Annotated in this window: 16 protein-coding genes and 1 pseudogene; 3 read left to right on the forward strand and 14 right to left on the reverse strand. The window is 51.8% G+C overall.

Features of this window, described 5'->3' with window-relative positions; translation table 11 throughout:
- Positions 1 to 8 precede the first annotated feature (8 nt).
- Complete coding sequence (locus M655_RS26760) at positions 9 to 815, reverse strand: class I SAM-dependent methyltransferase (protein ID WP_026558568.1); 807 nt, start codon at positions 813 to 815, stop codon at positions 9 to 11.
- A 35-nt stretch (positions 816 to 850) separates the two neighbouring features.
- A complete protein-coding gene (locus M655_RS26765) occupies positions 851 to 1,684 on the reverse strand; it encodes a histidine racemase CntK family protein (protein ID WP_026558569.1) in 834 nt (277 codons plus the stop codon).
- A 199-nt stretch (positions 1,685 to 1,883) separates the two neighbouring features.
- Between M655_RS26765 and M655_RS26770 the strand changes: the two are divergent.
- Positions 1,884 to 2,432 (forward strand): annotated as a pseudogene (locus M655_RS26770) (SDR family oxidoreductase); the annotation flags it as partial.
- Between the two features lie 204 nt (positions 2,433 to 2,636).
- Here the strand turns inward: M655_RS26770 and M655_RS26775 are convergent.
- On the reverse strand, positions 2,637 to 3,416 hold the full coding sequence (locus M655_RS26775) for a TrmB family transcriptional regulator (protein ID WP_005827903.1): 780 nt from the start codon (positions 3,414 to 3,416) through the stop codon (positions 2,637 to 2,639).
- A gap of 371 nt (positions 3,417 to 3,787) precedes the next feature.
- Between M655_RS26775 and M655_RS26780 the strand changes: the two genes are divergently transcribed.
- Positions 3,788 to 4,563 (forward strand): IS5 family transposase gene (locus M655_RS26780; RefSeq protein WP_170206163.1). Its coding sequence is split into 2 segments (ribosomal slippage): positions 3,788 to 4,115 and positions 4,115 to 4,563, totalling 777 coding nucleotides; the frame shifts between segments, so codons are not numbered across the junction.
- Positions 4,564 to 4,662: 99 nt separating this feature from the next.
- Here M655_RS26780 and M655_RS26785 read toward each other — a convergent pair.
- From M655_RS26785 to M655_RS26805, 5 genes are read right to left on the reverse strand one after another with little or no spacing between them, the layout of a single operon-like run.
- On the reverse strand, positions 4,663 to 6,192 hold the full coding sequence (locus M655_RS26785) for a GNAT family N-acetyltransferase (protein WP_081414817.1): 1,530 nt from the start codon (positions 6,190 to 6,192) through the stop codon (positions 4,663 to 4,665).
- Positions 6,126 to 6,758: a response regulator gene (locus tag M655_RS26790; protein ID WP_026558570.1), complete on the reverse strand. Its 633-nt coding sequence runs from the start codon at positions 6,756 to 6,758 to the stop codon at positions 6,126 to 6,128. Before M655_RS26790 ends, M655_RS26785 begins: the two co-directional genes overlap by 67 nt.
- A gap of 48 nt (positions 6,759 to 6,806) precedes the next feature.
- Complete coding sequence (locus M655_RS26795) at positions 6,807 to 7,496, reverse strand: sensor histidine kinase (RefSeq protein ID WP_026558571.1); 690 nt, start codon at positions 7,494 to 7,496, stop codon at positions 6,807 to 6,809.
- A gap of 45 nt (positions 7,497 to 7,541) precedes the next feature.
- The gene (locus tag M655_RS26800) at positions 7,542 to 8,084 is read right to left on the reverse strand and encodes a HAMP domain-containing protein (protein WP_129552149.1); all 543 of its coding nucleotides are present in this window, start codon (positions 8,082 to 8,084) and stop codon (positions 7,542 to 7,544) included.
- 13 nt (positions 8,085 to 8,097) lie between these two features.
- On the reverse strand, positions 8,098 to 8,400 hold the full coding sequence (locus tag M655_RS26805; RefSeq protein WP_026558573.1) for a hypothetical protein: 303 nt from the start codon (positions 8,398 to 8,400) through the stop codon (positions 8,098 to 8,100).
- 409 nt (positions 8,401 to 8,809) lie between these two features.
- On the opposite strand from M655_RS26805, the gene glpT reads away from it, so the two are divergent.
- Positions 8,810 to 10,174, forward strand: coding sequence for a glycerol-3-phosphate transporter (gene glpT, locus M655_RS26810; protein WP_005827889.1), 1,365 nt, complete (start codon positions 8,810 to 8,812; stop codon positions 10,172 to 10,174).
- Between the two features lie 101 nt (positions 10,175 to 10,275).
- On the opposite strand, the gene M655_RS26815 is transcribed toward glpT, so the two are convergent.
- The 6 genes from M655_RS26815 to M655_RS26840 all read right to left on the reverse strand — a co-directional run bounded on the left by M655_RS26815 (position 10,276) and on the right by M655_RS26840 (position 17,028).
- Entirely contained in the window at positions 10,276 to 11,283 is a 1,008-nt protein-coding gene (locus tag M655_RS26815; protein WP_005827887.1) for an ABC transporter ATP-binding protein, read from the reverse strand.
- On the reverse strand, positions 11,264 to 12,283 hold the full coding sequence (locus M655_RS26820; RefSeq protein ID WP_026558574.1) for an ABC transporter ATP-binding protein: 1,020 nt from the start codon (positions 12,281 to 12,283) through the stop codon (positions 11,264 to 11,266). The genes M655_RS26815 and M655_RS26820 overlap by 20 nt, the downstream gene beginning before the upstream one ends.
- A gap of 20 nt (positions 12,284 to 12,303) precedes the next feature.
- Positions 12,304 to 13,224 carry an ABC transporter permease gene (locus tag M655_RS26825; protein WP_005827883.1) on the reverse strand — a complete coding sequence of 307 codons (921 nt, stop codon included), beginning with the start codon at positions 13,222 to 13,224 and terminating at the stop codon, positions 12,304 to 12,306.
- A gap of 14 nt (positions 13,225 to 13,238) precedes the next feature.
- Positions 13,239 to 14,189, reverse strand: coding sequence for an ABC transporter permease (locus M655_RS26830; RefSeq protein WP_005827881.1), 951 nt, complete (start codon positions 14,187 to 14,189; stop codon positions 13,239 to 13,241).
- Positions 14,190 to 14,262: 73 nt separating this feature from the next.
- On the reverse strand, positions 14,263 to 15,867 hold the full coding sequence (locus M655_RS26835; protein ID WP_025848712.1) for an ABC transporter substrate-binding protein: 1,605 nt from the start codon (positions 15,865 to 15,867) through the stop codon (positions 14,263 to 14,265).
- A 39-nt stretch (positions 15,868 to 15,906) separates the two neighbouring features.
- The gene (locus tag M655_RS26840; protein ID WP_005827876.1) at positions 15,907 to 17,028 is read right to left on the reverse strand and encodes a C45 family autoproteolytic acyltransferase/hydrolase; all 1,122 of its coding nucleotides are present in this window, start codon (positions 17,026 to 17,028) and stop codon (positions 15,907 to 15,909) included.
- Positions 17,029 to 17,080: the final 52 nt, after the last annotated feature.

Below are 17,080 nucleotides of genomic sequence, written 5' to 3' on the forward strand. Positions count from 1 at the left end.
TCAGCCTCCTAGCTTGCTACTTCCGCTTTTTTGTACAAGGCGATGTCAAAAACATGCTCGGGACGCAAGACGGTTTCCACCAGCCTCCACTTGCGGCTGTCGACCTCCTGCATCGGGTAGTTGAACAGCGACTTCAAGTGATCGCCATAGCGCATGACTACCACCACCTGGTCGTTCGTCAGCGAGTAGAGCTGATCCAGCAGCTCGTATTTGTTGGAAACCGTCGAGCTGAAAATAATGTGCGTCGCCTCCCGCGTGACGGGGAGATGCTCGACGAACTTCTGCTCAAGCTGAATCGGCAGCCCGCTGCCCAGCGCTTCCACCACCTTTTGCCCCAGCTCGATCGCTTCTCCGTCGCTGTCGATGCCCACCACCATCGCCCCTGTCCGCTTGGCAATCAATAGCGGCGTCATTGGATACGAGCCGGAGCCGACCAAAAGCACTTTGGAGTCCGCACTCACCTGAAAGCTCCCAAATTCCTGCTCGATGCACGACTCGATATTTTTGAAGTAATCGGCTCCTTCCTCTTGCCCGCTCAACAGCTTCAGCGCCCGGTACTTTTCCATGATCGCCACGCAGCGAGAGGCTGCCTGCCGAACATTCTCCACCAGCTCCTGAAATTCAGCGGTTGGATGCTGCGCCATCCACGCCCACGCTTCCTTGTTGCCTTCTGCTGTCACAAAAGCCGAATATTCATCAATGACGGCGGCAAGCTCGTAGCTGTGCTGAGTCGTACCGTCGTAGCACTTCGCCAATCCGGAAAATTTGCCCAGAAAATCGTTGATACACTCCTGAAACTGTTCTGGTTTTTTCATTCTCGCCACACTCCCAGCCAATCCGTTTGGTTTTCTCATATCTCCAGATAAGCTTTGCCCTGCGCAACAATGCCGACAGACCCGCCGATTTGCAGGCTTTTGATTTCTTCTCCCTGCCAGGAAGCAGCCACGTGAATGCTTCCCCCTGGCTGTCTGATCTCCGCCGCCGCATCCTTTTGCTGCTTCCAGGCCAAATAGGCGCCCACGGAAGCCGTCCCCGAGCCGCAGCCCCGCTCCCAAATCATGCTGTCCAACTGCGGCACGTAAATGAGCGGCGCCAGCTCATGCGTTTCCGGTTTGTACAGCAAAATGCCGATCATGCTGGACGCTGACTCTGCTCCGAGCCGCTTTGCCAGCGAAGCCGCACTCCTGCGCAATTCCTCGTGCGCACGCTCCACTTCGATCACGACATGCAGGAAGTCCCGATATTGGACAAGCCCCAGACTCCACTCGCGGCCTTCATGCGCAATCGCCCGCTGCTCCAGCTTATGCGGCACAGGCATGGCTACCTGACAATAATATTCGTCCGCGATCCGGTTGACCCGGCAATGCACAAGCTGCTCCGCTCCCGAGGCCCCGAGCGAAATCTCCGTCCACTCATCCTGCCCAAGCCCGTTTTCCCGGGCGATCCAGGAGGCGAGCGCCATGCACGCGTTGCCGCAAAACTCACCTCCCGCCATTTGCAAATGGGCACTGGCTCCGCGCTGGTCCGGTTGTTCGATAAACCCTACCTGCTCCGAGTGCACGCTGTCGTAGGACATCATCCTGGAAGCAATGCGCTGGTACTCCTCCGCCGGATGCTTTGTCTTCACCAGAATCGTCATGTTTTGCGTGGGATTGAATTTGATAAAATCGACTTCTCTCCTCATTTCCCCCACCCTTTGAACATATGATTTACCGGAGCATTTCCTGTTTTTTTAATTGAAAAACGTAATCATTACGCTTTATTAGGGATAATCATATTCATATTTCTGGGAATTGTCAATGTACCAAAAACAAATTTTCTTCCTGCTGTTTCCCTCCGTTTGCACTCCTTCCGTCCCCCGCGAATGAGAGAGCAATATTTCTTTGTTCGCGGCTTTGGATGAAGCGCTGCAAACCCGGACAGGAGACAACCGCTTCGATATTTTGGTCAACAACGCTGGCATCGGGCAAATTTTGAGTCTGGAAGAAGCGACGGAGGAAACGTTTGACGAGGTGATGAGCATCAATGTCAAAGCGCTGTTTTTTGTCATCCAGCAAGCTTTGCCCCGGCTGAACGCAAAAGGGCGCATCATCAATCTGTCATCGTTTGTCACACGCGCAGCCTCGCCGTCCGTCTTCACCTACAGCATCTCCAAAGGGGCCATGAACACTTTGACGCTCGCCTTGGCCAAGCAGCTTGGCAGCCGACAAATCACGGTGAACGCCATCCTGCCCGGCATCATTAACACAGAGATGAATGCGGGCACTCTGCAAAACAATCCCGCCGGACAAAAGTACGCCGCTGGTCTGTCGATTTTCAACAGGTGGGGCGAGCCGGAAGACGTGGCGGATATCGCTGCCTTCCTCGCCTCTCCGGACAGCCGCTGGATCACCGGACAACTGATTGACGCCAGCGGAGGATCGCATTGGTAAACCGATAGCGGCCAGCCCGCTTCTCTCCCGACAACCAGCGGATATATGAGCAAAACAGCCAGTGCCCACCATCGCTTCGGATCGAACGTCTTTGCGGTCTCTGGATTGGTCGTATTCATACAGAGCTGCACTTCCTTTTTCCTAATAATTTTAGTTGTATTTTTAAATACCACTATATTGCGATCAAAAATAAAGGAATACTGGTCACAAGTATTCCTTATACGGATGAATAATGGCTTCATAATCTTTCCCGTACTTTTCGCCCAGCTCCTTGCCGAAATCCCGCTCAATTTGCTCCATGATGAGATCGTGGTAGAACGTATTTTGCAACAGCTCGATAAGTGAGGGATGATCTGTTTCCAGCACGGTAGGTTTGAGCCCTTTGCCAAAGCTGCCGAGCAACGCGGAATGGGCGTCGCACAAAAGGGAAAACTTGCGCGCGCGCACCGCGCTCCACTCTTCGCTTCGTTTGTGGATCAGCACATTTTTCAAGCTCGTCGCGCATTCTCCGATCGAAATCAGCGTCACCGCGACACCGCGCTTCTCCGCTTCCAAGAGAGGCTCTTCCACCCAGTGCACGTCTTCCGACCAAATATCTACCACGATGCTCTTGTCCGCATTCGCGACCAGCCGCCGGATGACCGTTTCAATCGCTTTGTCGCCTTGCCAGTTGTAAAAGGAGGGGGCCGTCTTCGGCACTGCGCTTAATTGCTCCTGCAGCACCCGCGTTGTCTGTTCAAACTCGGATTTCAGCAAACGCACAAGCTGTTCAATCGGGACCGCGTCATAAAGGACGGGCTCGCTTTCGATGACCCGGCATATGCCCTTTTCCGTCAAAGAACGCAGGGCCGCATACACATTCGTGCGGGATACGGACACTTTTTTGGCGACCTCATAACCGGATATTTTCGGGTCCTCGTGAAGCACCAGGTAGCATCTCGCTTCCAGATCGGACAAGCCGATTTTTCGAAGCTCGTCTATCAAAGTTGTACCTCCTTTCCTGCTCACGAGAGTTTGGATAGTATTTTTAAATACTACTATCATTCCGTACAGGAGTCAACTCCCCCGTTCGCCCGCTGAAGCATGGCGGAACGAAGGCTCGCTCCCCGCTTCTGCCAGCGGTTGTGCCAACTACCTGTGCTCGCCAAGCGGTAGGGAAAATGTAGCCCGCCAACCCCAGCTTTGTCCGCAAGTTCAAAAAAACATGCGTATTCACCGTTCGCGCACTTCCATAGAAGTCATCCCCCAGCGAGCCATGACATTTTCCCCATAAAAAATATCCCCTGCAACTAGGACGTGTCTGAAAACTAAAGAAAATGTGGTATGATTTAGGAAAAACGAATGGAGCAACGAGCATGATTCAAAGACGGTACGAAATAAACGATGAACAGTGGGAACAAATTCAGGACATGTTCCCCCCCTATCGAACAGGACGTCCGTCCAAATTAAGTAATCGTACCATGTTTAATGCCATTCTTTGGATTGCCCGAAGTGGTGCGGCTTGGCGAGATTTGCCGGAAGAACGTTATGGTTCATGGAAAACGGTCTACAGTCGCTTCTGCAAGTGGAGAGATACCGGATTACTTGTCGCCATCTTCCAAGCTCTTCACGTAGAACCTGACTTTGAAAACTTGAGCATCGATTCTACATCGGTCAAAGCTCATCAACACAGTGCGGGTGCTAAAAAAACGCAGAAGGACACGAAGTAAATCAGCACATAGGCGTCAGCCGTGGCGGAAAGACAACCAAACTTCATACCGTCGTCGATGGATTAGGGAATCCCCTCGCTTTTCTTCTCACGGGGGGGCACGTCTATGATTCCGTTCCAGCGATCAATTTGCTTCAAGGGTTTGATCTTACGGGAAGCCATATTGTTGGTGACAAAGCCTACGGCTCAGAAGGCATTCGGCATTGGATTACGGCTAAGCAGGCAGCGTACACCATCCCGCCTAAAGCGAATAATAAAAATCCTTGGAAAGTGGATTGGTACCGCTATAAAGAACGGCACTTGGTGGAGTGCTTCTTCAATAAAATCAAACATTTTCGACGAATCGCTACTCGTTACGACAAGCTGGCCAAATCATTCCTAGCGTTTGTATATGTCGCGTCCATCTTTAAACTAACTCAATAATGAGTTTTCAGACACATCCTAAACAGTCACTGTCTTGTTCCTGTCTACTTGCAGGGGCTCCTATTTTGTTTGAACCACGCTTTCATCGCAGCGGCTGATTCATTGGCGAACCAGCAGGAAAAAGCCATCTTCATCCGGCACTGGCTCTTCCTTTGCAAACCCGGCCGCCTCGAAGCACCGCAGGCATGCAACGTTATCCGCTTCAATTCCTGCGATCCACTTTTGGACACCAGACAGCTCCTGGCGCTGCATCGCTTCCCGCAGCAATGCCTTTCCGTACCCGCGATGGCGCAGGGAAGGGTTGACAATCAAGCCGATGCTTCCCGCATGCTCCTCCTCGATCTCCACCATGGCTACTCCGACAGGCTGTTCCCCCAAAAAGGCAATCCAGACGAAATACGAGTCGTTCTCCTTCACATACCCGTACCACTCCTCAAGCGGCTCCATCCCTTCCATCCTCTTCTGAACTTCCGCATCCTGAAACCACGTCCGCAAGATGGCAAAGTGCTCCTCCTGCAATCGTTCCATCCGATCCATCATCTTCATCGAAATCCTCCTTGTCATTCGTTTGTTTTGACGCTGCCGCCCGTGGCTGCATGTTTTATCAATTCCCGGGAATACAGGGAGATGAGCTGTTTGTATATAGGGAGAAAAGTCAATTTGTTGATAGATGTCCGCTTTCTCCTGAAACCGAGCTTTGTCCTCGGCGGGAAAGTAAATGGAAATCCCCTTTCCTTTTGGATGCTCGGGCGATTTCATGTTGCTCACCACTGCCTGCTCGACGGCGCGGGCAATTTTCTCGGCGCCTTCATCGTTGCGGATGGTTTGTCCAATATACGCACTGAAATCGGCAAGATCGACCATGTCTGCCTCGTCCGCATAGTTTTCGGCCCGGTTCCTCGCATCGGCGAGCTGGGAGAACGTCTGCGGCTGCGACAGGAGATCCACCAGCTTTTTGCTGAACAGGTCTACCTCTTTTACCACTTCCTCCACTTTGGAGAGGCGGATTACGGATTGCTGCAAATCCTCGTCCTCCTGATTTTGCAGCGAATGGTTGCGGTAGCTCACGGCAATCACCTCTGCCAAATCGACGGGACTGATGTCGGGACGCTGGTTCAAGGTTTGAAAGACCGCCTGGTAATCCCATCCGTTTTTGTTGGTATAATCGACGGCCGCCACCATGTACTCCCCGTACTGCCTGAGGGCATAGGCGATTTCCAGTCCGGCCATTTTGCAGGCATCAAAACCGATGAGATCAAATTTCACGCCCGTTTTTTGATAGGCGTCATGCAGGGCGGATTGCATGACGGGCAGCTTCATCTTTTTATGGCCGTATGCTTCATCACCGCCGTACCCATCGACTGCCCCTAGTCCATGCCCCCAAAAGACCAGGACGTATTTTTTCGCAGGAAAGGCGTCAACGCCCCACTGGATAAAATCTTGCAGCGTATCCTTGCTGTCCATATCCCGGCTGCCTACGTCCTGGATCAGTTCCAGCCTGTTTTTCTGAACGAGCCAACCTTCGACACTTTCGATTCGCAAAGCTCCCCCATGCTTGGACATCACCCTTTCGCAGTAATACAGCCCCAGCCCGCAATTGGCTTCTCTTCGTTTGGTCGTAAAGTACATTTGCAAATGTTTCCCTGCTGCTTCTTGAGCACGATATCGGACGTCAGGTGGTTGACCCTCTGCATCATCTCGAACAAATGGTTGTTCTTCCTGATGATGACACTGGCGTCCTGGATAATGGCATCGAGCTGTTCCTGCTCTGCATACTCTTTGATCTTTTCCGAAAAGAGCGTGATTACGCCCAGGTCGTTTTTCACCGCGTGGCGCAAAGAGGAAGTGCCTGCCTGGACCGCTTCCTTCAAAAGCGTCAATTCCCCAGACGCTCTCACAATCGTAAGCTGTGCCTCGATCCGGACGAACAATTCCTCTCGGGTAACCGGCTTGGTGAGATAATCATTTGCTCCCGAGCGAAATCCTTCGATCACATCATTCGTGCCGCTTTTGGCCGTCAGCAAGACAACCTGAAACGGGAGGCTTGCGATTTTTTCCAGCGCGTCTTTTCCGTTTTGGACAACCGTCACCTTCCATCCTTTCAACGAAAAATGGTTGCAAATCACCTGAACGTTGACGGGATCATCCTCAACCAGCAAAATGTGGACGCTTTTTTCGTAAATGTTCTCGCTCATCCGGTCCTCCTGATGCTCGAGGCCGCTTTCTTCCACAACCTCCGCCAGTCATTCGAATCCGTTGGAGACATCCGCTTCTGTGGCAGCGCTGGGGAGCGTAAAGGAAAAAATGGAGCCTGTTTCTAGCTGCGACTCTGCCTCTATCGTACCGCCATGCAATTCAACCAAATATTTGGTGATATGCAAACCAAAGCCGGTTCCTGCGATGCCCTCCTGCTCCGGTGAAGCGGCCTGCTCATACGGTTGAAAAATCGCATCGATCCGATCCGGAGGCACTCCTTTGCCCGTATCTTTTACGGAAATTTTGACCGCTTGCCCCGCTCGTCTCGCGGCAATCTCTACATATCCCCTTGACGTAAACTTGCTCGCATTGCCCACGAGGTTGTACAAAATTTGCTCGATCCTTGCCTCATCCCCTGTGACCCACAACGGCTCTTGAATCCGGTTTCTGATCTCCACTTTTTTGTCCACGAGAGACTGGCATACAGCGACCACTTCCTCCACCAAACGGGAAACGTCCACCGCCTTTGCATGCAGCTCGATTTTCCGGTTTTTTACTTTGGAGTAATCCAGCAAATCGTTGATCCGGTTGCTTAAACGCTTGGCCACAGCCAAGATCATCAGCAGATTCTTTCTCGTCGTGCCCGACACCGGCCCCCCGATCCCGTCCAAAATGGATTCACTGAGCCCGATAATTCCGTTCAGCGGAGTGCGCAGCTCATGGGACGTCCGCGCCAAAAATTCATCTTTCAGTTGATTGATATACAGTAATGACTCATTTCTCTATTGCAATTCATCCGACTTCTTTTTCAATTGATTGAAATAAAAGACAGATACCATTTCATTAAAGGCAGATGCTAGCTGGCCGATTTCATCGTTGCGCTCGCAGTCCAGCCTTGTACGCAAATCGCCCTCTTTCACTCGATGGATCTTGTGAATGAGCAGTTGCAAAGGAGTAAGCAAATACCTGGTCATGAGATATACCAACAGCAATCCGGCTATGGTGGAAATGATCGTGATGATGATGATTTGCCGTCTGTGTTCCGTCATAAGCTGATGAATCTCGGTGCCGTCGACATCGACTCCCAGGACCCCGATAAAATTCTGCTCCGAATCAAACAAGGGGACAAAGGTAGAAACAGCCGCCCCCCACTTGTCGCTGTAGGTTAAGTCACTCACCTTGACCGTTTTTTCCGCAAAAGCTTCCACCAGGTCCTGATAGTGATTATTCTCAATCTCCGTCGGCAAGGACACTTCCCTGCCCCGATAATCCAATGGAAATCCTTCGACTACATACATATACTGCCCGCGCCGATATTCCACCATCGTAAACAAGTATTTAAATCCCGTGTTGATTTTTCAGTTGCCAGAGCTGATGCCGCAACTCTTTATATTCGGGCATTTTTAAAATCGTGGACTTGTCCAACTGCTTGGCCTTTGCCTCCATCGTCTTTTCCGCAACTTTCTTGAATTTTTCCGCATCAAGATTATGTACGATGGACAAAGCCATATGTCTCGCTTGCATCCCGAAGGAATCCTGCACCAGCTTGCACGAAGAGGTGTAGAGGAAACAGAACAAAAGAGAGTTGGACAAAAGCATGACAGAAGAGAACAGGAACAGCATCTTGACTTGAAATCTCATAAATTGGTCAATCTCCCTTTTTTCTTCCTAAACTATGATATATCAATTCACGTCATATCACTAGCGTTGCATAAACCTCGCGCGGTCTTTCCAAGGGAGGATGACAGCGAAGCGATTCGTTACCATTCGCAGCGGATTTCCTTCTACATCAACGGTTTCCATGCAGCGAAGAGCGTGATCTGTTCACTTCTGCGCTGTTCCTGTTAAGTTTCTTTCAAAACACTTGAGAATAACCTTGTTGACAACGTTTTCACCGAGTAATAGAATACACTTATCGACAAGTTAACGATGATGGAGACTCGGAGACTCATACTTTGTGGCACTTTCATTCTTGAAAGCGCCATCGAAGTATGGGTTTTTTTACGTGTGTCGCCATCTTTGTCAGACATTACTTTGGGGGAGGAATACGATGCTCAAACTGTTCAGGCCTGCACCGCCTATTGACAGATTGCCTGCTGAACAAATTGATTCGGAGTATAAAAAGCTCAGGCTTCAGGTGTTTCTCGGCATCTTCATTGGTTATGCGGCGTACTATCTCATCCGCAAAAACTTCTCGCTCGCCATGCCTTATTTGATCGAAGAAGGATTTACAAAAACAGAGCTTGGTTTTGCGTTATCCGCCATTTCGATTTCCTACGGGATCAGCAAGTTTGTCATGGCCATTTTTTCAGACCGAAGCAACCCGCGAATGTTCTTGCCTGCCGGTTTGATTCTTTCTGCACTTATCAGTTTGCTGATGGGCGTTGTTCCTTTCTTCACCTCGTCCGTCACGATCATGTTTGTGATGCTGTTTTTGAACGGTTGGTTCCAGGGAATGGGCTGGCCGCCATCCGGGCGCGTCCTCGTCCACTGGTTTAGCGTAAGTGAAAGAGGAAGCAAAACAGCGATTTGGAATGTAGCCCATAACGTTGGCGGAGGCTTGATGGCCCCCCTCGCTGTTGCAGGTGCAGCGATATTTGCCGGACTTTCCGGTAATTCCGCTGCCGGGTATGAAGGCGTCTTTATCCTGCCTGCTCTCGTTGCGATTGTCCTGGCATTCCTTACGTATTTCCTGATTCGCGATACTCCGCAGTCAGTCGGCCTGCCGCCGATTGAAGAATATCGCAATGACTACCCAACCAAGACGAAGAAAACATTTGAAACGGAATTGTCCACAAAAGAAATTCTTTTCAAATACGTGCTGAACAACAAATGGGTCTGGGCCATCGCGATTGCCAACATCTTCGTCTACTTCGTCCGTTACGGCGTTCTGGACTGGGCGCCGACCTATTTGAGCGAGGAAAAGGGCTTTGACATGAACAAGTCGAGCGTCGCCTACTTCCTGTACGAATGGGCAGGTATCCCGGGAACGCTCCTGTGCGGCTGGCTGTCCGACAAATTGTTCAAGGGCCGCCGTGGACCCGCAGGGTTTGTCTTTATGCTCGGTGTATTGATCGCGGTTCTGGTCTACTGGTTCAATCCGGCGGGCAATTCCGTGGTCGATATGATTTGCCTGATCGCAATCGGTTTCCTGATTTACGGCCCAGTCATGCTGATCGGTTTGCAAGCCCTTGATTTTGTTCCGAAAAAGGCTGCCGGAACCGCTGCAGGCCTGACAGGTCTGTTTGGTTACCTGGGCGGTACAGTCACAGCGAACGCCTTGATGGGGGTTATCGTTGACGCCTCCGGCTGGGATGCAGGATTCATGCTGCTGACCGCTTCGTGCGTAGTGGCTGCGCTTGTTTTTGCGCTGACGTGGAATGTGCGGGGGCAGGAAGTCGTTAAAAATCATTAAAAAGCCTCTGATAAAGCAAAGAAGCTGGGAAACCTGTATCGGTTTTCCCAGCTTCTTTTTTCTTTTGACGCTCGCCCTTTTCAACAAATTATGTGCCAGTGCTATTCCCTCTCCGTCCCGTATAAATGGCAGGAGACAAAATGGTTGGGAGCCACTTCTTGCTTGACTGGAGCCATGCTCTTGCAAACGTCCTGCACAAATGGACACCTGGTATGAAAAACGCAGCCGGCTGGCAGATCGAGCGGAGAGGGGATTTCTCCGCGAAGGATGACCCGCTCTCTCCGCTTTTGCGGGTTAGGGATTGGCACGGCGGATAACAAGGCTTGCGTATAAGGATGCAACGGTTGTGCAAACAAACTCTCCGTAGGCGCCTGCTCCACCATATGCCCCAAATACATCACGCCGATACGGTCAGAAATATGGCGAACCACGCTGATATCGTGCGCAATGAACAGATAGGTCAGTTGAAACTCGTCCTGAAGCTGCTGCAGCAAATTAATGATTTGCGACTGGATCGAAACGTCCAGCGCAGAAACAGGCTCGTCGCAGATTACAATCTTCGGATTCACCACCAATGCCCTCGCCAACCCGATCCGCTGCCGCTGGCCCCCGGAAAATTCATGCGGGTAGCGATAAAAGTGGTCCAGTTGCAGGCCAACTTTATGCATGATCTCCATGACCCGCTCCGTGCGCTCATGCCTGGAACCGATTGCGTGAATCGCCAACGGCTCCTCCAATGTTTGCCCGATGCGCTTGCGCGGATTTAACGAGGAAAACGGGTCCTGAAACACCATCTGCATGTCTTTTCGCATCGCCCGAAGCCCTTTTCCCGACAGTTGAAAAATGTCTCCGCCGTCATAAAGCGCTTTTCCTTCCGTCGGCTCGGTCAGGCGCAAAATCGTTCGGCCCATCGTGCTTTTCCCGCAGCCCGATTCCCCGACAATGCCCAGCGTCTCGCCCTCGTAAAGCTGGAAAGAGACGTCGTTCACCGCTTTGACGTACCCTTTCACCCCGCCCAAGACCCCAAGCGGCCCTTTGACCGGAAAATATTTGCGCAAGCCTTGTACATCGAGGAGTGGTTGTTTTGCTTCACTGCCCGTATGAGACATAACGGTCCTCCTCTTCCATGGCGATTTTCTCAAAGTGCCAGCATCTTACCTTGTGTCGTGCGTCATGCGCCTTCACCTCTGGCGCGTGCTCACGACAGACATCATCTGCGTACGGGCAGCGCGGGGCAAAGCGACAGCCGACAGGAATGTTGTGCAACGTAGGCACCGTCCCTTCAATGACGTGCAGCTTTTGCGAACGATCGCCATCCAGTTGCGGAATCGACTTCATCAGTCCTTTTGTGTACGGGTGGCACGGGTTCGCAAACAGCGTTTCCGTGTCGGCTTCCTCCACGATTTGCCCCAGGTACATCACAACGACACGGTCGCAAATTTCAGCGACTACCCCCAGGTCATGCGTAATAAAAATAACTCCCATCTCCTGCGTTGCGTTCAAATCGAGAATCAAGTCGAGAATTTGGGCTTGAATCGTCACGTCCAAAGCGGTTGTCGGTTCATCGGCAATCAGCAGGCTCGGCTGACAGGCCAAGGTCATCGCGATCATCGCCCTTTGCCGCATGCCGCCCGACAATTGATGCGGGTATTCGTTCACCCTTTTTTCCGGAGCCGGGATTCTCGTCATCCGCAGCAGATCGACAGCCTTTGCATACGCCTCCTTTTTGGAAACATGCTGATGCAGCAAAATGGCCTCTGCGATCTGATAGCCGATTGTATATACCGGATTTAACGAGCTGAGCGGGTCCTGAAAAATCATCGAAATTTCATTGCCGCGAATATGCTCCATGGCAGACGTCGGAAGCGCGAGCATGTCCTTTCCTTTAAAGCGGATTTCCCCCTCGTACTGAGCCGTATGCTGTTCGTCAAACAGCCGGAGAATCGCCTGCGACGTGACGCTTTTGCCACACCCTGACTCGCCGACAACTCCCACGATCTCTCCTTTTTCCACGTGAAAGGAAATGCCATCCACCGCTGTAATCCGGCCGCGCTCGGTAAAAAAGTGCACCTTCAAATCTTTTACTTCCAAAAGAGGCTGGTGCTGCACGGGAAATCCCCCTTTCCTTTTCACTTTTTCCTTCTCTTGAATGGATGATTGGAATGCGGGTCTACCAAATCCCGAACGCCGTCTCCCCAAAAATTCAGTCCCATCACCGTCAAAATAATGAGAATCCCCGGGAACACCGTCATCCACCACGCTTTGAAAATGACCATTTTTCCGTCGTACAAAATGTTTCCCCAGCTAGGATCTGGCGTAGGGACACCCGCGCCCAAGAAGCTTAACGCCGCTTCCGTAATAATCGCGTCCGCAAACACAAAGGTTGCCTGAACCACAAGCGGCGACAGCGTATTCGGGGCGATGTGCAGCCAAATTATGCGTGTCGCGCTCGCTCCTTGTGCCTTCATCGCTTCAATATAGGTTTCTTCGCGAACAACGAGTGCTGCCGAACGAACAATTCTCGCGACATACGGGATAAAGACGATCCCGAGCGCGATAATCACGTTTTCCTTCCGCGGACCCAACGCAGCGACGAGCGCGATTGCAAGCAATATCCCCGGAATCGCCATTAACCCGTCGCAAATCCGCATCAAAATTTGATCGAGCACGCGATAATAGCTGGCATACAATCCGATCACCATTCCAATGACGGAAGATACGATGGTCACTGAAAATCCAACCCCGATGGAAACTTGCGCCCCGTAAATCAGCCGGGTCAACAGATCGCGCCCAAAGTTATCCGTCCCCAATACATGCTCGGGTCCTGGCGGCTGCAACCGATTGGCCGGCTCCATTTCATACGGGTCATGCGACACCAAATAAGGCCCGAAAATCGCAAGGGCCGACATCAGGATGACGATGAGGCTTCCGGTCAGCATCATTTTGTTTGCGAGGAAACGTCGGTAAAACAGTCGCCGCTGCTCCTTTTTCAGCGTTTGTTTGATCTGGGAAAGTTCGACCTTGTCAGCGTTGATTTCAAGCGCACCCATCCGCTATCTCCTTTCTACTTCCTCTCAAGTCTCACCCTTGGATCAATCATTCCGTACAGCACGTCCACGATCAGGTTGATAACGACATAAGCCGTCGTCACAAACAGCACCACGCCCTGAATGACCGCGTAATCCCGCCGTTCCACAGAGTTAATAATCAGTTGCCCGATGCCGGGAATATTGAAAATGGATTCAGTCACGACCGCTCCCGTAATCAATCCCCCGAATGTTTGTCCAATGACCGTCAAAATCGGCAGAAAAGCGATGCGCAAAGCATGCTTGTAAATAACGCCCCGCTCTTTTACCCCTTTCGCCCGCGCTGTTTTGATATAATTCGTGTTTAACACTTCGAGCATGGAAGAACGCGTCATCCTGGTGATTAAAGCAGCCTGTATCGCTCCTAGCGATAGGGAAGGGAGAATCAAATATTTCAGATGTGTCCACAAGCCCATCTCAAGCGGCTTGTAGCCAGCCACAGGCAACCATTGCAGCTTCACGCCGACGAGCAAAATCAGAAAGAGAGCCAACAAAAAACTCGGTACAGCCATACCCAACAGCGAAAACCCCATGATCGTCTGGTCAGTCGCCGTCCCGCGCCGAATCGCCGCCTTGATCCCGATCGGAATCGCAATGGCGAGCGCCACAATCTGGGCGAGAATCGCCAAGGAAATCGTCGGCGACAAATGGCTCAAAATCGACTGCAAGACGGTTTCCTTCATAAAATACGACTCTCCCAAATCGCCGCGGAACACTTTCATCAGCCACTCCGTGTATTGCTGGTACAACGGCAAGTTCAGGCCAAGCTGCTCGCGCAATGCCTCAATGTCTTGGGCGGTGGCCGATTCTCCGAGCATGACCGTAGCCGGATCGCCAGGCGTGATGTGGATTATCAGAAAAATGACGAGCGAGACGACAAAAAGCACAGGAATAAGGGCGAATAGCCTTTTTGCCAAATAAATGTTCAACGTTCACCCTCCTTTTATCAGAACCTTCCAAAAACGATCCACCCATTTCAACAGCAAATGGGTGGAAGCCGCTTTATTTCTGGTTGGATACGTTCCAAAAGATCAGTCCGTCCAGCCATGTCATGTTTTTCACAGAAATCTGGGTTGCGGAAACGCTGTTGCCATCCCCTATTTTCACGACCGGCACATATTCGTAGAACCATTTTTGCAGTTCATCGTAGACGGCTTTTGCTTGTTCCAGATTTGCTGCTCCCCGAAAACTTGCCAGCAGCTTGTCAAGCTCAGGGCTGTCCGTCCAGCCCGGAAAATCTTTGCGCATAAAGGCGAGTGAGCTTGGCTCCGGCTTCGGCGTGTTGGTAATGACCAAGATGTCGAATTTGTTTTCATCGTTTCGCAGCTCGGTGAAGGTCGGCCAATCGTACACTTCTAGCTTCGTTTTCACGCCCATTTTTTCTAGCTGCTGCTGGAAGGCGACCGCTCCGTTGTACATATCTTCGTAATCGCGGCTGGTGACGATTTTGATTTCGTCCCCTTTATACCCCGCTTCGGCCAGCATTTGCTTGGCCTTCTCTGGATTGTTCTGGTTGTAAAGCTCTTTTCCGGCATCGCTCGACCATTGTCCCAACTGATAGTACATCATCATGCTATGGTTCAGTTTGTAGTACTTTTCATTCGTATAGGCACCGATCAGGATCGACTCCGCATCTATCCCCGCACCGATCGCTTGCCGCGCCTTTGCATTTGTAAACAAGCCTTTCTTTTTGTTGAAGTAAAGCGTCAGCATTCCCGTTGGGGCAACCTCGATCTTGATGTTGGAATCCGTCTCCAGCCGCTCGACATTATCATAGGAGACGTCAGCCGCCACGTCGTATTCCCCCGACAGTAAGCCCGCCACCTGTGTAGATGCGTCCGGGGTAAACTGGAAGTACAAATCGTCCACCAAAGCTTCCCGTTTTCCTGCCAGACCGTCAGCCGCTTCCTCCCGCGGCGCATAATCCGGGTACTTGGCCAGATGAATATACTGATCCTGCTTCCACTCCTTGAACTGGAATGGCCCTGTTCCTACGTAATCTTTTACGCCCTTCGGATCGGCTGTCTCAATGATCTCCTTCGGCATAATGGCCGGGTAGTTCCCGCCCAAATAAGCAAGCACAGGCATGGCAGTCGCAGTCGGCTGCTGCAAATGCAGCACAGCAGTATGGGCGTCCTTTGCTTCAAACCGGGCGTCTTTGAAATGATCCTTACCCGCACTGGCCGTCGTGATCCAGCGGTTCATCGAAGCGACGACATCATCTGCCGTCAGCTCTTTTCCATTGTGAAAACGAACCCCTTTTCGCAGCCGAAACGTAATCGTCTTCCCATCCTCGCTCTGCTCCCAGGAATCAGCGAGCATCGGCTTGATTTGATAGCGCGAATCTACCGTGACCAATGTTTCAAAGACATTTCTGCCAATGGTTGCCGACGCCTGGGATGTCGTCACATGCGGGTCAAGCGTCTGAGGCTGTGCCTGGTAGGCCACCTTCAACTCGCCCCCCGCCTTGGCATCTGCCGCAGGCTTTGCTTCTGTCTTTGTTTCGGTCTTCGCTCCTTCGTTTTGCGCCGTTTGCGCTCCACAGCCCGCCAAGGAAAAAGCGAGCAAAAGCAGGCAGAGCTTTTTTGCCAGACTCGGACTTTTCATCTTCAATGATCCCCCTTTTGATAGCGCCAACTTCATTCCCTATTCAGAAAACGAGTAACGCTTGTATTCGTACTGATTGGGCGGCCCGATGGCGACCCACAAGTTCCCTTCTATCGGTTCCGCAATGACCGAAGCAAACGTGATGATGTCTGCCCCGTTGTCTCCGGGAGATTGGACTGCCTCGTCGCCTGGAACCTGGCACAGACAATGCGGATACGTATGGCGATCGCGTAAAATGTCCTGCATGACCGCGACATTCAGCTTGCCGTGATTCTCCTGCAACAAACGCTGCATGCGCTCAAGCCGAATCCGTGAATTTACCAGCTCTACCCCGTGCAAACGTTCCTCGTCCACTAACTCTGCTGCCGTATAGTGGTTGGAATGGGCGAGCAAGCCGTTTTCCGGCCGAATGATGACCTCGCGCGTCGGCGTGTTTTCCAAGTCAACAGCGCCGTGTTTGTCCATCATAATCAGGTTTCGCGAGGACGCCCGATGAATGCGGCGAACGAGTTGAATCGCCTCTACCAGCGCGGCCGCAGTCAGGGCCAGCCGGGAATACATGTAGCGCGGGAAGCCTGCGCGCCATCCATCACAGGTCAAAAAGTTTGCAAAAACGCCCATGCCCCGATTGTTAATGCCGACATACGAAACCTGGCCGGCGGTGGTCAGCATGAGAGTGGCTGGTCCCTTGTCCGGAACGATTTCGACGACCACCCCCAATTCGGAATAAAAAGCAGGAAGATCGCAGTTTTGCCCGATCAACGGCACGCCGTTGGAAGTCGCTTCCGCCAAAACCGCAAAGGTCGTGCATTCATTTTGCGCTTTGAAATAGCTGTTGATCTCCGCCCGCAATTGCAGCAAGTAAGCCTCTTCGACGGCGATGCCCGCCCCTTCGGCAATCCCCATTACCTCTTCATCGAAGAAGGGAGCGTATTTTTGCACATACGGCCGATATTGCAGCACCGCCTCTTCAAGCTGGCGGGCAGAAATCTGAAACCTGCGATCCAGACGCTCCTTGGCGTAGTCGAGATGCTTTTCGATCAAGCTCGCACAGGCTTCCCCAAACTGTTGCCCGATCTGCCGATGCGTCCCGCGAAAACGGAAAAACGGAAATGATGCGGATGATTGACACTTGTACGTATTCTTCGCCTGCTCTGACATCTGGTTCTCTCCTTACACATTGTTTCGGCTGAGTCTCTTTTTTGTACGTGGG

This window comes from Brevibacillus sp. NSP2.1 (assembly GCF_000470975.2).
In the GTDB taxonomy this organism is placed as follows: Bacteria; Bacillota; Bacilli; order Brevibacillales; family Brevibacillaceae; genus Brevibacillus; species Brevibacillus agri.

Coding starts and splice junctions, on each gene's coding strand:
- M655_RS26760 (WP_026558568.1), bottom strand. CDS start 815: ATGAAAAAACCAGAACAGTTTCAGGAGTGTATCAACGATTTTCTGGGC.
- M655_RS26765 (WP_026558569.1), bottom strand. CDS start 1,684: ATGAGGAGAGAAGTCGATTTTATCAAATTCAATCCCACGCAAAACATG.
- M655_RS26785 (WP_081414817.1), bottom strand. CDS start 6,192: ATGTACTTTACGACCAAACGAAGAGAAGCCAATTGCGGGCTGGGGCTG.
- M655_RS26790 (WP_026558570.1), bottom strand. CDS start 6,758: ATGAGCGAGAACATTTACGAAAAAAGCGTCCACATTTTGCTGGTTGAG.
- M655_RS26800 (WP_129552149.1), bottom strand. CDS start 8,084: ATGGTGGAATATCGGCGCGGGCAGTATATGTATGTAGTCGAAGGATTT.
- M655_RS26805 (WP_026558573.1), bottom strand. CDS start 8,400: ATGAGATTTCAAGTCAAGATGCTGTTCCTGTTCTCTTCTGTCATGCTT.
- glpT (WP_005827889.1), top strand. CDS start 8,810: ATGCTCAAACTGTTCAGGCCTGCACCGCCTATTGACAGATTGCCTGCT.
- M655_RS26815 (WP_005827887.1), bottom strand. CDS start 11,283: ATGTCTCATACGGGCAGTGAAGCAAAACAACCACTCCTCGATGTACAA.
- M655_RS26825 (WP_005827883.1), bottom strand. CDS start 13,224: ATGGGTGCGCTTGAAATCAACGCTGACAAGGTCGAACTTTCCCAGATC.
- M655_RS26835 (WP_025848712.1), bottom strand. CDS start 15,867: ATGAAAAGTCCGAGTCTGGCAAAAAAGCTCTGCCTGCTTTTGCTCGCT.
- M655_RS26840 (WP_005827876.1), bottom strand. CDS start 17,028: ATGTCAGAGCAGGCGAAGAATACGTACAAGTGTCAATCATCCGCATCA.